Source organism: Burkholderia metallica, from assembly GCF_902832845.1.
GTDB lineage: Bacteria > Pseudomonadota > Gammaproteobacteria > Burkholderiales > Burkholderiaceae > Burkholderia > Burkholderia metallica.
In genome coordinates this window covers 1,431,376-1,446,757 of the sequence record NZ_CADFDB010000001.1, presented here as the reverse complement: position 1 = coordinate 1,446,757, position 15,382 = coordinate 1,431,376, and the positions used below count along the sequence as shown (strand labels likewise).

Annotated in this window: 10 protein-coding genes and 1 pseudogene; 7 read left to right on the top strand and 4 right to left on the bottom strand. The window is 66.4% G+C overall.

Going from position 1 to position 15,382, the window contains the following annotated elements:
* Nucleotides 1-298 precede the first annotated feature (298 nt).
* Genes HWX08_RS06325 through HWX08_RS06315 form a run of 3 tightly spaced genes read left to right on the top strand, consistent with a single transcriptional unit; the run spans nucleotide 299 to nucleotide 6,446 of the window.
* Nucleotides 299-2,491: an NHL repeat-containing protein gene (locus HWX08_RS06325; RefSeq protein WP_174922270.1), complete on the top strand. Its 2,193-nt coding sequence runs from the start codon at nucleotides 299-301 to the stop codon at nucleotides 2,489-2,491.
* Between the two features lie 26 nt (nucleotides 2,492-2,517).
* Nucleotides 2,518-3,984 (top strand): oligosaccharide flippase family protein, encoded by a 1,467-nt coding sequence (locus HWX08_RS06320; RefSeq protein ID WP_174922268.1) that lies wholly within the window; start codon nucleotides 2,518-2,520, stop codon nucleotides 3,982-3,984.
* On the top strand, nucleotides 3,981-6,446 hold the full coding sequence (locus HWX08_RS06315) for a glycosyltransferase family 4 protein (RefSeq protein WP_175806989.1): 2,466 nt from the start codon (nucleotides 3,981-3,983) through the stop codon (nucleotides 6,444-6,446). The genes HWX08_RS06320 and HWX08_RS06315 overlap by 4 nt, the downstream gene beginning before the upstream one ends.
* A gap of 384 nt (nucleotides 6,447-6,830) precedes the next feature.
* Here HWX08_RS06315 and HWX08_RS06310 read toward each other — a convergent pair whose 3' ends face one another.
* The gene (locus HWX08_RS06310) at nucleotides 6,831-8,006 is read right to left on the bottom strand and encodes an acyltransferase family protein (protein WP_174922584.1); all 1,176 of its coding nucleotides are present in this window, start codon (nucleotides 8,004-8,006) and stop codon (nucleotides 6,831-6,833) included.
* Nucleotides 8,007-8,223: 217 nt separating this feature from the next.
* On the opposite strand from HWX08_RS06310, the gene HWX08_RS06305 reads away from it, so the two are divergent.
* Both HWX08_RS06305 and galU read left to right on the top strand, forming a co-directional pair.
* Nucleotides 8,224-8,367 carry a hypothetical protein gene (locus HWX08_RS06305; protein ID WP_006479318.1) on the top strand — a complete coding sequence of 48 codons (144 nt, stop codon included), beginning with the start codon at nucleotides 8,224-8,226 and terminating at the stop codon, nucleotides 8,365-8,367.
* A gap of 230 nt (nucleotides 8,368-8,597) precedes the next feature.
* Nucleotides 8,598-9,485, top strand: coding sequence for a UTP--glucose-1-phosphate uridylyltransferase GalU (gene galU / locus HWX08_RS06300; RefSeq protein ID WP_006482949.1), 888 nt, complete (start codon nucleotides 8,598-8,600; stop codon nucleotides 9,483-9,485).
* A gap of 461 nt (nucleotides 9,486-9,946) precedes the next feature.
* Here galU and HWX08_RS06295 read toward each other — a convergent pair whose 3' ends face one another.
* The gene (locus HWX08_RS06295; protein WP_174922585.1) at nucleotides 9,947-11,065 is read right to left on the bottom strand and encodes an acyltransferase family protein; all 1,119 of its coding nucleotides are present in this window, start codon (nucleotides 11,063-11,065) and stop codon (nucleotides 9,947-9,949) included.
* 257 nt (nucleotides 11,066-11,322) lie between these two features.
* Between HWX08_RS06295 and HWX08_RS06290 the strand changes: the two genes are divergently transcribed.
* Both HWX08_RS06290 and HWX08_RS34280 read left to right on the top strand, forming a co-directional pair.
* Nucleotides 11,323-11,772: an HU family DNA-binding protein gene (locus HWX08_RS06290; protein WP_011355701.1), complete on the top strand. Its 450-nt coding sequence runs from the start codon at nucleotides 11,323-11,325 to the stop codon at nucleotides 11,770-11,772.
* Between the two features lie 301 nt (nucleotides 11,773-12,073).
* Nucleotides 12,074-12,909, top strand: a pseudogene (locus tag HWX08_RS34280) (aminoglycoside adenylyltransferase family protein).
* A 138-nt stretch (nucleotides 12,910-13,047) separates the two neighbouring features.
* On the opposite strand, the gene HWX08_RS06280 reads toward HWX08_RS34280, so the two are convergent.
* Together HWX08_RS06280 and HWX08_RS06275 are read right to left on the bottom strand one after the other, a co-directional pair.
* A complete protein-coding gene (locus tag HWX08_RS06280) occupies nucleotides 13,048-13,521 on the bottom strand; it encodes a VOC family protein (protein ID WP_069259551.1) in 474 nt (157 codons plus the stop codon).
* Nucleotides 13,522-13,926: 405 nt separating this feature from the next.
* Nucleotides 13,927-15,087 carry a porin gene (locus HWX08_RS06275; protein ID WP_174922586.1) on the bottom strand — a complete coding sequence of 387 codons (1,161 nt, stop codon included), beginning with the start codon at nucleotides 15,085-15,087 and terminating at the stop codon, nucleotides 13,927-13,929.
* Nucleotides 15,088-15,382 lie beyond the last annotated feature (295 nt).

The window sequence follows — 15,382 nt, the reverse complement described above, 5'->3', positions numbered from 1 at the left end:
CTGCCGGGCGAGCCCCGACTGGCGTCGAGAAGCGGCATTTTCTACAGACTGGAACGCGAAAAGGCGGTCGTTATTGCCGTTTTGGAGCGGCTTTGCGCGCTTGTTCCGGCTCGATATTTCAGGCGGAAACATCCCCAAATATTTCCAAATTTCTTGTGATTATTTTTGCTTGTAACCTGCATCGCGACGTTTGAAACCTATTTAGCGACAGCGTGCGCCGGCGGCAGTCCGCGGCGGACGCCGGTCGCTGTTGCATTCAGTCTGGAGAAGCGCATTGCGACGTCTGATTCTGGTAGGCATGACGGTATGCGCGACGTTGCTCACGAGCGCCGTACCGGCCGAAACGGTGTTGCCCGCGACGACGTCGTGGATCGGCAATACGTTCGGCTATGGCGACGGCAGCTGGACGCAGATCGACATCCGCGCGATCGCGGTGACGCCGGAAGGCAAGGTGTATACGAATGCGCCGTGGGACGAGAGCGGGGCCGAGGCGAGCGTCTACCAGGACGGGAAGATGCTCGGCTTCGCCGGCGGCACGCACGGCTGGGGCAACCTCGGCGGCAGCGCGATCGCCGTGAACAGCAAGTACGCGTATGTCGCGATCGGCGTCGGCAACGAGCGCGGCCACCTGCAGTCGCCCGGCATCTGGCCGGACAAGGGCAAGCAGTGGTTCGGCATCTCGCGGCGCACGATCGGCGACATGAAGCAGCCGGCGCCGTTCCGCGCGGCGCCGCAGGTGGCACCGGGCGGTCGCGCCGACGCCGGCCGCGCGCGGATGGCCGCGAGCTTCATGGTGATGAACGAAGTGACGGCGCCCGCGCGCTCGGAAGTGGGCGAGCAGAAGGCGGAAGTCGGCGGCCTCGCGGCCGACGACAAGACGGTGTTCGCGACGAATCCGTCGCGCGACGCCGTGGACGTGTTCGACGCGGAAACGATGCAGCGCAAGGGCACGTGGAGCGCGCACGAGCCGGGCCGCCTCGCGCTCGCGGGCGACGGCACGCTGTGGCTGCTCACGGACACGATCAACGGGCCCGCGCACCTGGTGCACGTGCGCGCGGACGGCCGCAAGCTCGACGACGCGCCCGCGCTGCCGGCAGGCACCGATGCGGTGGACGTGGCCGTCGACGCGAAAGGGCGCGTGCTGGTCGCGGACAACGGCCCGCGCCAGCAGATCCTGATCTTCTCGAAAGGCAGCAACGGCTATGCGCAGTCGAGCGCGCTCGGCGAGCGCGGCGGCATCTTCGCGGGCCCGGTGCCGGGCCGGCCGGGGCCGCAGCGTTTCAACGGGCTGACGGGTGTCGGCGTCGACCGGGCGGGCAACGTCTACGTGTCGATGAACGGGATCGGGCCGCGCCACGACACGATCGGCGCCGGGCTCGGCGCGGTGCTCGAAAGCTATACGCCGGACGGTAAGTTGCGCTGGCAGGTGCAGGGGCTGCTGTTCGTCGACGGCGCATGGCTCGACCCGGCGCGGCCGAACAGCGTGTATACGGGCAACAAACGCTTCGAGCTCGACCTGTCGAAGCCGCCGGGCCAGGACTGGAAATACGTCGGCTTCCTGTCGAACCGCTTCAAGTATCCGGACGACCCCGTGTTCCATACGGACCAGTGGCCGGGCATGCCGATCGCGCGACGCGTCGACGGCCGCACGTTCCTGTACCTGACCGACATGTACGCCGATCACCTGAAGATCTACCGCTTCGACGCGAAGCGCGACGGCGAGGTGGCGATTCCGTCGGGCCTGATCGCGGGCCGCGCGCGGCCGGTCGACAACGTGCCGAACAAGCCGCCGGGCGGCGACTGGCTGTGGCGCGACGCGAACGGCAACGGCCGGCTGGACGCCGACGAGTTCGAAATCAACACGACGGGCAAGGCGAAGGCGGGCGGCTGGGGCTGGTGGGTCGACACGAAGGGCGACATCTGGCGCACGAGCGACGTGCGCGGCATCCACCGCTTCCGCTACGGCGGCGTCGACAAGGCGGGCAACCCGGTCTACGCGTACGACAAGGTCACGACCTACCCGATGCCGCAGCCGTTCACGCAACTGCGCCGCGCGATCTACGACGCGCAGACGGACACGCTGTACGCGACCGGCTACACGGCCGACGCACCGCCGCAGCCGGGCATCAACAAGGAAGTGGGCCGCGTGCTGGTGCGCTTCGACAAGTGGTCGACGGGCTCGCCGGTCGTGCGCTACCAGGTCGCGCTGCCGTGGCAGCTCGATGCGAAGCCGATTTTCGACCTGATCGGGATCACGGTCGAGGGCCGCTATCTGTTCGGGGTGGAGCCGGTCGGCAAGATCCACGTGTACGACAAGGAAACCGGCAAGGAAGTGGGCGTGATGAGCCCGGGCGCCGAAGTCGGCAAGGCATCCGGCTGGGTCGACGTGCCGTTCGGCATCAGCGCGTTCCGGCGCGAGAACGGCGAGTACCTCGTATTCGTCGAGGAAGACGCGCGCGGCAAGGTACTGATGTACCGCTGGAAACCGTGACGGGCGGCGTCATACAAGGCACAAGCATGGACAAAGGCATACTCAAGAACGTTTCGATCAACTTCATCGGGCTGATCCTGCCGACCTTCGTGTCGCTGGTGACGGTGCCCGCCTATATTCACGCGCTCGGCGTCGAACGCTATGGTGTCGTGAGTCTCGTATGGACGCTGATCGGCTATTTCGGGATCCTCGATCTCGGGATGAGCATGGCCGCGCAGAACCACATCTCGAAGGCGCTCGCGAGCGGCAACGCCGACGAAAGCGCGCGCGTGTTCTGGAGCGCATTCTGGCTGAACCTCGGCACCGGCATCGCGGGCGGGCTGCTGATCTATTTCGGCGCGTTCGTCTACACCGCGTACTTCACGAAGGTGTCGGCGGCGATGCAGCACGAGGTGTATCTCGCGCTGCCGTGGCTCGCGCTCGCGATTCCGCTCGCGAACGTGTCGTGGGTGTTCGCCGGCGCGATCAACGGCGCCGAACGGTTCGGCGTGTTCAACACGAACCAGACGATCGGCACGTTCCTGTTCCAGCTGCTGCCGCTCGGCGCCGCGTGGTGGATCGCGCCGAACCTGCAGACGGTGCTCGCCGCGGCCGTCGTCGCGCGGCTGGTCGCGGCGGTGATGCTTGGCCACGCCAGCATCAAGGTGCTCGGCATCCGGCGCATCGATCCGCCGCAGTGGGGCACCGCGAAAGGGCTGTTCAACTTCGGTGGCTGGATGCTGATCGCGAGCACGACGAGCATGATCGCCGACACGCTCGACCGCGTGATGCTCGGCGCCGGCATGGGCGCGAAATTCGTCACCTACTACACGGTGCCGCAGAACCTCGTCACGCGGCTGAACATGCTGCCGAACGCGCTGGTGCGCACGCTGTTTCCGCGCCTGTCGGCGGTCGGCCGCGATCATGCGGACGCGCTCGCGCGCCAGTCGCTCGAATTCCTGAACGGCGTGTTCACGCCGGTCGGCATCGTCGCGATCTTCGCGCTCGCGCCGTTTCTCACGCTGTGGGTCGGCGCGGACCTCGCCGCGCACTCGGCGCCGGTCGGCCGCGTGCTGGTGATCAGCGTATGGCTCGTCGGCCAGGCGAGCGTCACGCGAATCCTGATCCAGTCGCAGGTCAACCCGGCCCGCGCGGCATTCGCCGGGCTCGTCGAGATGCCGTTCTTCGTCGGCGGGCTGTGGTTCGGCATCCATCACTTCGGGCTGATCGGCGCGGCGGTGGTCGTCGCGGCGCGCGCGCTCGTCGACTACGGCGTGCTGCTGTATCTGTCGGCGATCCGGATGCGCGCGATCGTGCTCGACATGCTCGCGCACCTGGCCTTCCTGCTCGCGAGCCTGTTGCTCGCGCAGGCGTGGCCGGGGCTCGGCGAGTCGATCGGCATGTGCGCGGTCGTGCTGGTGCTGAACGTCGCGTGGTCGCTCACGATGACGCCGGGGTTGCGCGCACTCGTGCGCGACCTGTTTGTCCGTCTCAATGCGAGGAAAACAGCATGAATCGCGATCTGGCGGAACACGCCGTATTGAATCTCGCCACCGCCGATGCGGCCGTGGCCGAAGCCGGCGACGCCGCCGCACTGCGCCGGCCCGGGCCGGCCGAGCGGGCCGCCGCGCGCCAGCCGGCGCGCGCGCTGCGCGTGGCGATCGTCCACGACTGGCTCGTCACCTATGCCGGTGCCGAACGCGTGCTCGAGCAGATCGTCGCGTGCTTTCCCGACGCGGACCTGTTCAGCCTCGTCGACTTCCTCGACGATCGCGCGTTCGTGCGCGGCAAGCGGGTGACGACGTCGTTCATCCAGAAGCTGCCGTTCGCGCGCACCAAATATCGCAGCTACCTGCCGCTGATGCCGCTCGCGATCGAGCAGCTCGACGTGTCCGAGTACGACCTCGTGATCTCGAGCAGCCACGCGGTCGCGAAGGGCGTGCTGACGGGGCCGGACCAGGTGCACATCAGCTACGTGCATTCGCCGATCCGCTATGCGTGGGATCTGCAGCACCAGTATCTGGAACAGTCGAACCTCACGCACGGGCCGAAATCGCTGCTCGCGCGGATGATCCTGCATTACATCCGCAACTGGGACACGCGCACCGCGAATGCGGTGGATGGCTTCGTCGCGAATTCCGCGTTCATCGCGCGGCGGATCAAGAAGGTCTACCACCGGGACGCGGCGGTGATTTTCCCGCCGGTCGACGTCGACGCGTTTTCGTTGAACGCGCAGAAGGAGGATTTCTACCTGACCGCGTCGCGGATGGTGCCGTACAAGAAGATCGACCTGATCGTCGACGCGTTTTCGCGCACGCCCGAGCGCAAGCTCGTCGTGATCGGCGACGGCCCCGAGATGCAGAAGATCCGCGCGAAGGCCGGCCCGAACGTGGAGATCATGGGTTACCAGCCGTTCGCGGTGCTGCACGACCGGATGCGGCGCGCGAAGGCGTTCGTGTTCGCGGCCGAGGAGGATTTCGGGATTTCGGTGGTCGAGGCGCAGGCGTGCGGCACGCCGGTGATCGCGTACGGCAAGGGAGGTGCGCTCGAAACCGTGCTCGATCCGCAGTCGAGCCTGAACCCGACCGGGCTCTTTTTCGACGAACAGACGCCGCACGCGATCGTCGCGGCCGTCGACGATTTCGAGCGCGCGCCGCAGCGCTTCGCGCCGCACGCGTGCCGCGCGAACGCCGAGCGGTTCTCCGCCGATACGTTCCGGCGGCGCTTTCTCGACTATGTGGAGGCCACGCTGCCCGGCTCGACCGCGCAGCGCGGCACGGCCGTCGCGCCGATGCCGGCCGCGCGCGGCCCGGCGACGCTCGTGCTCGACCAGAGCGGCGTGCTCGGCGGCGCGGAGCTGTCGCTGCTCGAGATCATGAAGCACATGCGCGCGAACGCCGACGTGCTGCTGTTCGACGACGGCCCGTTCCGCGCGGCGCTCGACGAGATCGGCGCGCGCGTCGACGTGGTCGACCAGGGCGCGCTCGCGGGCGTGCGCAAGCAGGGCGGCGTGTCGTTCGGCGCGGTGAAGCAGCTCGCGCGGCTGGTGCGCGACGTCGCGCGGCGTGCGCGCCGGGCCGAGGTGATCTATGCGAACACGCAGCGCGCGATGGTGGTGGCCGCGCTCGCCGGGCGGCTCGCGCGCAAGCCGGTGGTGTGGCATCTGCGCGACATCGTCAGCACCGACCATTTCGGCAGCAAGCAACTGCTGGCGATCAAGTACTGCGCGCGGCTCGGCGTCACGCGCGTGATCGCGAATTCCGACGCGTCCGCGCAGGCGTTCCGCGCGCTGACGGGCTTCACGCCGCAGCACGTCGACGTCGTGTTCAACGGCATTTCGGCCGAGCCGTTCGATGCGCTGGAAGGCGTCAGCCAGGCTGCGCTGCGCGCGCGGCTGGGGCTGCCCGAGCACGCGTGGCTCGTCGGCTCGTTCAGCCGCCTCGCGCACTGGAAGGGGCAGCACGTGCTGCTGGAGGCCGCCGCGCGGCATCCCGACATGCACGTGGTGCTGGTCGGCGCGCCGCTGTTCGGCGAGGACGACTATGCGGCGCAGTTGCACGAAATCGTCGCCCGGCACGGGATGGACGAGCGCGTGCATTTCCTCGGGTTCCAGCGCGACGTGGCCGCGTGCATGACGGCGGTCGACGTCGTCGCGCATACGTCGATCACGCCCGAGCCGTTCGGGCGCGTGATCGTCGAGGGGATGCTCGCGCGCCGGCCGGTCGTCGCGGCCCGCGCGGGCGGCGTCGTCGAGATCATCGAGGACGGCGACAACGGGCTGCTCTGCGCGCCGGGCGATGCGGCCGCGCTGGCCGATGCGCTGGGTACGCTGAAGCGCGACGGCGCGCTGCGTGAGCGACTCGTTGCGAGCGGGCGCGCGACGGCGGTGCGCCGGTTCGGCACCGAGACCTACGTGGAGCGGGTCGAGAAGATCCTCGCGGATACGGCGAAGGCCGCGAAGGCGAAGAAGCGGTAGGCGGCGCGAGCCGGCGGGAAACGGGCCCTCATGCGGCGGTGTGCTGCGTGGGGGCTTTGTTTTTCAGTGTGGTTTTTTTGTCGGGTGAGTGGGGCGCGGGTTTGTTGTGGGGGGCGAGCATGTTCCCGGGCGCGCGTCGATTGGGGGCGGGCGATGCGTGAGGATGTTGCGAGAGGTTGGCCTAAGAGGTTGGTGCAAGAAGGTGGTGCAAGCAGTCCCGCGCGGCGAACGTCGCTCCGGGACGGCCCAGGCGGTCCGTAGCGCGGCCGTAACACCGGCGGCCAGCCCCTGGCACCCACGCGGCGCACCGACGCGTTCAGACCATGTAAGAACCCCCGCGCAGCATCACGTCGCGCGGGGGCACGAGAAAGCGCGCCAGCCGGTTCAGGCAGCCCGTTCGGGCGCCGGCGCGACGACGCGGGCGGATCGGGTCGGCTTGAAGCTGGCCGACCACGTCATCGCGGGCCGCTCGAACATCCGGTAGAACAGGTACGCGACGGGAATCGCGGTGGCCATGAACGCGAACGACGGCCAGATCGACAACTGCAGCTCGGAATGGAACAGCACCGAGCCGAGGCAGACGAACAGCGGCAGGTGGATCAGGTACAGCGAATAGCTGAAGTCGCCGAACCAGCTCAGCACGCGCAGCGGCGGCGTCGGGCGCGGCGGACGGGCGAGCGCGCGGTACAGGAAGCACGCGAAGCCGGCCGACCACAGCTGGAATGCGCCGTACTGACCGAAATGGAATGCGCCGCAGCCGCCGGCCAGCAGCACGGCGGCCGCGCCGTACCACGCGCGCGACGGCACGGTGGCCGTGCCGTGCGCCTGCTGCGCGCGCACGTCGGCGATCCACGCGCCGATCGTCCAGGACAGCCAGTACGACGTGAAGAACTGCAGGTCGTGCCGTTCGAGCAGCCACGCGGACGCGACGTTGACGAGCGCGACCGCGGCCACGACCGCCGGCATGCCGATGCGCCGGCGGATCGCGAACAGCAGCGGGTAGATCGCGTAGAACTGCACTTCGAGCGACAGCGTCCACAGCGCGCCGTTCGACCCGTACGTGTAGCCGGCGACGCCCTGCAGCGAGAACAGGTTCACGAGGAACGCGACGAGGCCGACGTCGCGGATCTTGTGGCTGACGGGCTCGATCTGCAGGCTGACCGAGTCGAGCGCGAGCGTGAACAGCAGCGCGGCGAGCAGCACCGGGTAGATGCGCGCGAACCGGCGCACCCAGAAGTTCGGCGCGTCGAGCCGGTACGCGGGATCGGCGGCGAGCTTGAGCGCCGCGTTGCGGTGGATGCAGTAGCCGCTGATCACGAAGAAGATCGGCACGCCGGCGGAGCCCCACGCGAACGGGAAGGTCAGGTAGCCGGCGATCGCGCCCGGGGTGAGCGCATGGCCGTAAGCGTGATGGAAGCCCTGCATCCCGACCCAGACGACTTGCCGGCAGTGGAAATAGGCGACGAGCAGCGCCGCGAAGCCGCGCATCGCGTCGATCACGTGTTCCTTGTGATCGGCGACGGGCGGCGCGGCCAGAGACGATCCGCTGAAAGCTTGCATGCGATTCGATTCCTTGCGACGGATGGACGGGAAGTTTCATTCAATCGTAATGCGCAAGAATTCGATCAATGAATAAAAAAATCTCGCCCTGAAATATCGGTATTCCGCATCATGGTTCAATCGCGTTCAGAAAGCGGTTCTGCGACACGGGTCAATTATTTACCGATTTTTTTCTGATAGTTTGAAGCTCCAGTTGATTGATGCAAGGAGCGGCAAGATGGACATGCATTGGATCGCGAGCGCTGCAGTACTGCTGGTCATGGCCGTGCTGTCGGCGTACCGCGAGGCGCTGAAGAACGAGCCGATTCGCCCGGGTCTCGAACGGGGCGGCGTGCCCTATATCGAGGAATTCGAATCGTAAGAATTTGTATCTGGAAAATCGGTAATTTGTTTCTGCCTCGGCACTCGGTTCGGTAATGTCGACCGGGTTGAAAGGATTATATTTTTTCCGGAATCATTGGGCAATCAGTCCATATCGAAAATGAGCGGAGTCGAATTGGCCGTACCGTCGATTCTCGATATGCCGTTCGGAACACAATCGCGCCGGGTCGCAGGTCGACGCGGCGCAGTCAACGCAATCAGGATGCGAACATGTTGAAAGTCACCAAGGCCGTGTTCCCCGTTGCCGGTCTCGGCACGCGGTTCCTCCCGGCAACGAAGGCGAGCCCGAAGGAAATGCTGCCCGTCGTCGACAAGCCGCTGATTCAGTACGCGGTCGAGGAAGCGATCAACGCCGGTATCACCGAGATGATCTTCGTCACCGGGCGCAGCAAGCGCGCAATCGAGGATCACTTCGACAAGTCGTACGAGATCGAGGCCGAACTCGAGGCGCGCGGCAAGGAAAAGCTGCTGGAGCTCGTGCGCGGCATCAAGCCGAGCCATGTCAACTGCTTCTACGTGCGCCAGCCGGAAGCGCTCGGCCTCGGTCACGCGGTGCTGTGCGCGGAGAAGCTGGTGCACGGCGAGCCGTTCGCGGTGATCCTCGCCGACGACCTGCTGCACGGCGAACAGCCGGTGCTCAAGCAGCTCGTCGACGTGTTCGACCACTATCACAGCTCGGTGATCGGGGTCGAGACGATCCCGCGCGAGGACAGCCGTTCGTACGGCGTCGTCGAAGGCCGCGAATGGGAAGAGGACATCATCAAGCTGTCGGGCATCATCGAGAAGCCCGCGCCCGAGGATGCGCCGTCGAATCTCGGCGTGGTCGGCCGCTACGTGTTCATGCCGACGATCTTCGATCACCTGCGCAAGCTCAAGCCGGGCGCCGGCGGCGAGTTGCAGCTGACCGATGCGGTCCAGTCGCTGCTCGCGAACGAGCAGGTGCTCGCGTATCGCTACTACGGCACGCGCTTCGACTGCGGCAGCAAGCTCGGCTATCTCAAGGCGACCGTCGAGCTCGCGCTTCAGCATCCGGAAGTAAGCCGCGAATTCGAGGCGTATCTGCGTACCTGCTTGCCCGCGCTGGCTGCTGTCGCCTAGGCGGCCGCGCGCTCCGTTGTTTCAGGTGGTGGTTGTTCCGTTGGCCCCGGCCGCTCGCGCGTCGGGGCTTTTTTGCGTGTGCGGGGCGCGGATGCGTGATCGTGGTGCAGATGCGTGATTGGCGCGCGCCGTCGGCGTGCAGGGTGGCGGGTTTGCGCGGCTGGGCGTGCCGTGCCGCGTGCGAAGCGGGGTGTTCCGACGGGAACGAATGCCACGCCTGAAGCCGGTGCCGCAGCGGGCGGCAGAGTGATCGGGCCGGCGGTGCGGTCCGGTAGCGCGATGCGCTGAACGTCGACGTTCGACCGCACGGTTTGCGCCGGGGCCGGTCGATAATGCGACGCCACGACGCAACGACGCCACGACGCCACGACGGCGCGAAACCGCGTCGGTCGATCGTCAGCTTGCGCGCGCGGCCCGAATCGCGGTTTTCCCGTTCGATTGCCGCCGCGTCCGTGCGGCGTTCAACGCGCCGACGTGCTCGGCCGCGCGACGAAATGCCGGGCCAGCATCGCGGCGACCGGCTTCTTGAAATCGAGCAGCCGCTTTTCAAGATAGCGCCAGGACAGGTGTGCGAGCAGCACGGCGAGTGCGAACTGGAGTATCTCTGGCAGCGTGTCGCGCACGATTTCCGGTATCGCGACATGTGCGACGTGCGTGGGCAGCACGCCGAAGCGCGCCGGAATCAGGTTGTGGAACAGGTAGAAGCCGTAGCTGATGGTGCCGAGATAGACGAGCGGCGCCCGGTCGAGCAGCGCGACGACGGGATGCCCGGGTTTGCGGACGATCCACAGCAGCAGCGCGCCGAGCGACGCGGACAGGCCGAGATCCGCGAGTCCCGCGAGCGTGTCGGGCAGCGCCGTGCACGCGGGCAGCACGAGGAAGAACACGACGCCTGCCGCGCCGAGCCAGCCGGGCGGCGCGCGCCGTACGACGGCCGTGCCGCGATCGGCGAGCGCCATCGCGCCGACGCCGCCGAGCGCGATCAGCGCGAAATTCCACGGGGAAAACGCGTAGATCAGCACCGGCGACGCGTCGCACAGGTAGAGCGCGAGATGCGCGAACGCACACAGCACGACGGCCGCGACGCCGAGCGCGACGTGTCGCGCGGCAGGCACCGCGAGCAGCGCGAGCGGAGCGATCAGATAGAACTGCTGTTCAACCGCGAGGCTCCAGAAGTGCGACGTGGAGCCCGGCCAGCCGTCCTTCACGACACCGATCCAGTAATTCGACAGGAACGCCGCGTGCCACGCGAGCCCGAGATTGACGCCGCGCTGGTAGAACAGCGCGTGCGCGATCGCGAGCGCGGCGAGCAGCAGGTAGTACACGGGAAAGATCCGCAGCGCGCGCTTCGCGAGGAACAGCGCGAACGCGTGGCGGCGCGTCATGGTGCCGCACTCGACGGCCTGGCGATTGCGATGCAGCTCGCCGACGATCAGGAATCCGCTGATGAGGAAAAACGTCCACACGCCGAGCTTGCCGACGTCGACGGCAAGGACGTGGCCTTTGTGGGACAGGAAAACGAGGATGACGGCGAGGGCTCGCAGGCCGTCGAGTCCTTTGACGTATCTGGCTTCGCGCATGGAGGCATCCGGGCATTGAGCGCGCCCAGTATAGGTGCGCAAATATCGAACGTAATTCGCGTTCGGGTGCCTACGTGAAGGCGTTTTTCGATGCTCGAGCGTCGATGAACGCGGCCGCATGCAAAAAAACCTGCGGGAAACCCCGGGAAAACGCATAAAAGTACTGCACGAAGCGTCAAGGCGCTTGTAGAATCCGGCGTTGAAGCGCGCGCGTTGCACGCTTCGTGTATCCAACGACCACACCTGGTAGGAGAAACATGGCGACTTCCGCAAAAAAGGTGGCCAAGAAGGCTGCCGCACCGGCGACCAAGAAAGTGGCTGCCAAAAAGGCTGCGCCCGCGAAGAAAGTAGTGGCGAAGAAGGTTGTCGCGAAGGCGGCACCGGCCGCTCCGACGCCGCTGAAGGACAAGTTCACGAAGGCATCGCTCGCCACGCACATCGCTGAGCGCGCAGCTGTCGAAGTGAAGGCAGTCAAGGCAGTGCTCGTCGCACTCGAGAACGTCGTGCTGGGCTCGGTCCACAAGAAGGGCGCGGGCGAGTTCACGCTGCCGGGTCTGCTGAAGATCACGGCACAAGTCGTGCCGGCGAAGAAGAAGCGCTTCGGCAAGGATCCGTTCACGGGCGAAGAGCGTTGGTTCCCGGCGAAGCCGGCCAGCGTGCGCGTGAAGGCACGTGCGCTGAAGAAGCTGAAGGACGCGGCAGCGTAATGCCGCCCGGCGGCTGCCGAATGTATTCGGCAGCCGCTGCGATGTCCGACGATCCCCGTACGCGAAAGCGTGCGGGGATTTTTATTGCGCTGCGCAAATCGCGCGGCGGAGAAGCAGAGAAGCGGTGAAGCGGTGAAGCGGTGGTCCGGCGGAAGGCCGGTTCGGCGCGTGGCGCAGCCGGGATGACGGGCCGCGCATGCGCGATGACGAATCGCTATCCTCGCCCGGGTTCGCGGTCGATTCGCAGGCGCCCGTCGCGCTCGCTGCGCCCGTTGCATGCGCATCGCGAGACACGCGCATCGTGACCGCATCCATTCCCGACGAAATCGCCGCCCAGGTCGCCATGGCGTGCCGCACGATCGAGCGGCATCTCGGCGCGACGTTGAAGGCGATACACCTGTTCGGGTCGGCGCTCGACGGCGGCCTGAAACCGCGCAGCGACATCGACCTGCTGGCGACCGTGTCGGTTCGGCCGACGAGCCGACGAGCCGACGAGCCGGCGCGACATGCGCTGATGCTCGACCTGCTTGCCTTGTCGGCGCCGTCCGCCCGCGACGGCGGCGTGCGCGCACTGGAAGCGACCGCCGTCGCGCACGATGAAGTCGTGCCGTGCCGTGGCGTCATCCGGCGCGGCGCGAACGGCAGTTCGGCGAGTGGCTGCGTCGCGACCTGGGAGCCGGCATCGTCGAACCGCGGCTCGTCGATCACGATCTTGCGATCCTGTTGACGAAGGTGTGTTGGCACAGTGTCGTGCCGGCCAGCACGCCGGCGATTGCATCGCTCGAACCGGTGCGCACGTGCGATTTCTCCACCGTGCTGCTCGCGACGGTCGCGCAGTGGAATGCCGAACCAGACCGGTGCAGTGACGAGCGCAATGTGGTGCTTGCGCTCGCACGCATCGGGTACAGCGCCGCGACTGGCAGGATCGCGCCCAAGGACGTCGCCGCGACGGGGGTGCTTGGGAGCGCCTGCCGGAAACGTACCGGCCGGTGGTGGTGGCCGCACGCGCCGCCTGTTCTCCGCGACGAACACGCGGCGATCCTGTCGGGCGAACCGCTCGCCGCATTCATCGGCCACGAGTGGCGAACGGCCGAATCGATGCTGCTGTCGACGCAGCGGCAGATGCCGCGAACGTGATCGACGTGCGGGCCGGCACCGATCGGGATCGTTGGGGCCTTCGCACGGCAACCGCACGCGCATGCCGTCGGAGCCGCACGCCCGACATCTGTCAGCGGCCCGGCGCGCCTTCGCGCATGCGCGGTGCGGCGTGCTGCGTCAGCTCGCCGTGCCGGCGTAGGCGGCTTTCAGCGCGGCGTCGTCGAGCTTGATCATCTGCATCATCGCGGCGGCCACGCGCGTGGCCTTGACCGTATCGCGGTCGGACACCATCGGGATCAACGTCTCCGGAACGATCTGCCACGAGACGCCGTAGCGGTCCCGCAGCCAGCCGCACGCGTCGGCGGTGCCGCCGTTGCCGATCAGCGCGTCCCAGTAGCGGTCGAGTTCCGCCTGATCGGCGCAACTGACCAGCAGCGAGATCGCGTGATTGAACGTCTCGGTGCGCGAGTGGCTCATCGCGAAGAACGGCTGCCCGAACAGCTCGAACTCGACCATCCGCGTGCCTTCGGCGCCGGGCACCGCCGTGACGCGCACGACGCGCGAATCCGGAAAGATGCCCGCATAGAAGGCCGCGGCTTCTTCGGCTTCCGTCGAATACCACAGGAAAGGCGTGATCTTTTGAATCGTCATGACGAAGCTCCTGTCTGTCTCTCTGTCTGTATGGGACTGGGGCGAACCATGTGCCGCCATCGATACGACGGACGACGCTCGCCGAAATCGACATGCGGAGCAAACAATCGTCACACCGGATGAACCGTGGGTGCCGACAGTGCGGATGGTAGTCGTCGCGAGGAGAAATGGCGACCTGCGCGGACATCCGGAAAGGCGGCTGCGCACGCGTTGCGGGCGCCAGGTGCCGCTGCCGGTCGGCCGAGGTACATCGGGACCGTTTTTTGCGCGGCGGCCCGTGCAGAGGGTGCCGGGCTGGCTGCCGGCGACGGACGAAAAAAAGCCAGCCACGGCCGAAACCGGTGACTGGCTTTCCAGGTCGGCGGCAGGGCGTCGGAGACGCCATGCACACCGGATACTTCGTTTTTAGAACTTGTGGCGCATGCCGAGTGCGACGATTTCCTGCGAGCTCTTGCCGGCGATGCCGTACGAGCCAACCGATGCCTGAGCATCGCTGCCGTCGGCGTTGTGGCCGCTTGCATGCTGGTATGCGCCGACCAGGTACACGTCGGTGCGCTTCGACAGCGAGTAGTCCGCACCGAGCGAAACCTGATGGTACTTGGCGTTGTTGTCGCCGCTACCCTTCGTGTAGATGTAGCCGAGGCCCAGCAGCAGCGGTGCCGATGCCTGGTACGTGACGAAACCGCGACCCGTGTTGTACTTCTGGTTCGTGCCGAACGTCGACGCGCCGTCAGCCTTGTACTGGGCGTTGCTGTAGCCGGCACCGACCGTCACCGGGCCGAATGCGTACTGGGCGGCCACTTGCGCGATGCCGATCGACGTCGACGACGTGAACGCGTTGTTGATGAAGGTCGTGCCCGAGTCGCCGTCGAAGATTGCGTCCGACGTACCGGTCCAGCCGCTGCGCTTGCCAGCGGTGAGCGCCGATGCGTTGTTTGCGTGGAAGTAACCTGCAGCCACGCCGAGCGGGCCGTTGTTGTACGCTGCGGCTGCGGCCCACGTCTGGCCCTTGCCGGTCGAGCCGGCGACGCCGCCGAGCGCGTACATGCCTTCGAACTGCAGGCCGCCGAACACCGGCGACGTGTACTTGATCGCGTTGCTGACGCGCAGGCTGTTGTCGTTGTTGTCGACGTCACCCGGCGTGGCGAACACGCTGCCGAAGTAGTTGTCGGCCGTCACTGCCTGAACCAGGTCGACGAGCGGGTCATACTGACGACCCAGCGTTACCGTACCGAACTGGCTGCTTTCCAGGCCGACGAAAGCCTGGCGACCGAACATGCGGCCACCCTGGCCCAGTGCGCCCGATGCCGAGTTGAAGCCGTTTTCCAACTGGAAGATCGCCTTCAGGCCGCCACCGAGGTCTTCGGAACCCTTCAGGCCGAAGCGGCTGCCTTGCAGGTTGCCGCTACCCATCGACCACGAATTGTTACCTTGACCGGCGTTGCCGTGAACGTACGTGATCGACGTGTCGATCACGCCGTAGAGCGTCACGCTCGACTGAGCCTGAGCGGCACCAGCGGCACCCAGCAGGGCGAGCGAGAGGGTCGAGAGAGCAAGTTTCTTCATCGTTGAGTTTCTCCACGCAAGTGATTCATCGTTATTTGTTGCGGATTGGAGAATAGCTCAGTGCCATACACGCAAGAAAGCTTAAAAAATAAAGTGTCTCGAAAAGGTAACAGCGGGAAAAAGTCCATATATATCAAGCACATCAACGACTATTCCCATTTTTGAAATAGTTGACAATTGTTGCGGTGCGATTGTTTCAACGGACGGTGCGCATCGCGGCGGGTAGCCTGTTTTGGCCCGTTGCCGCACGGAAAAAGGCGCATGCAAACGTTTGCGGTTGCAGCGACGATTACGC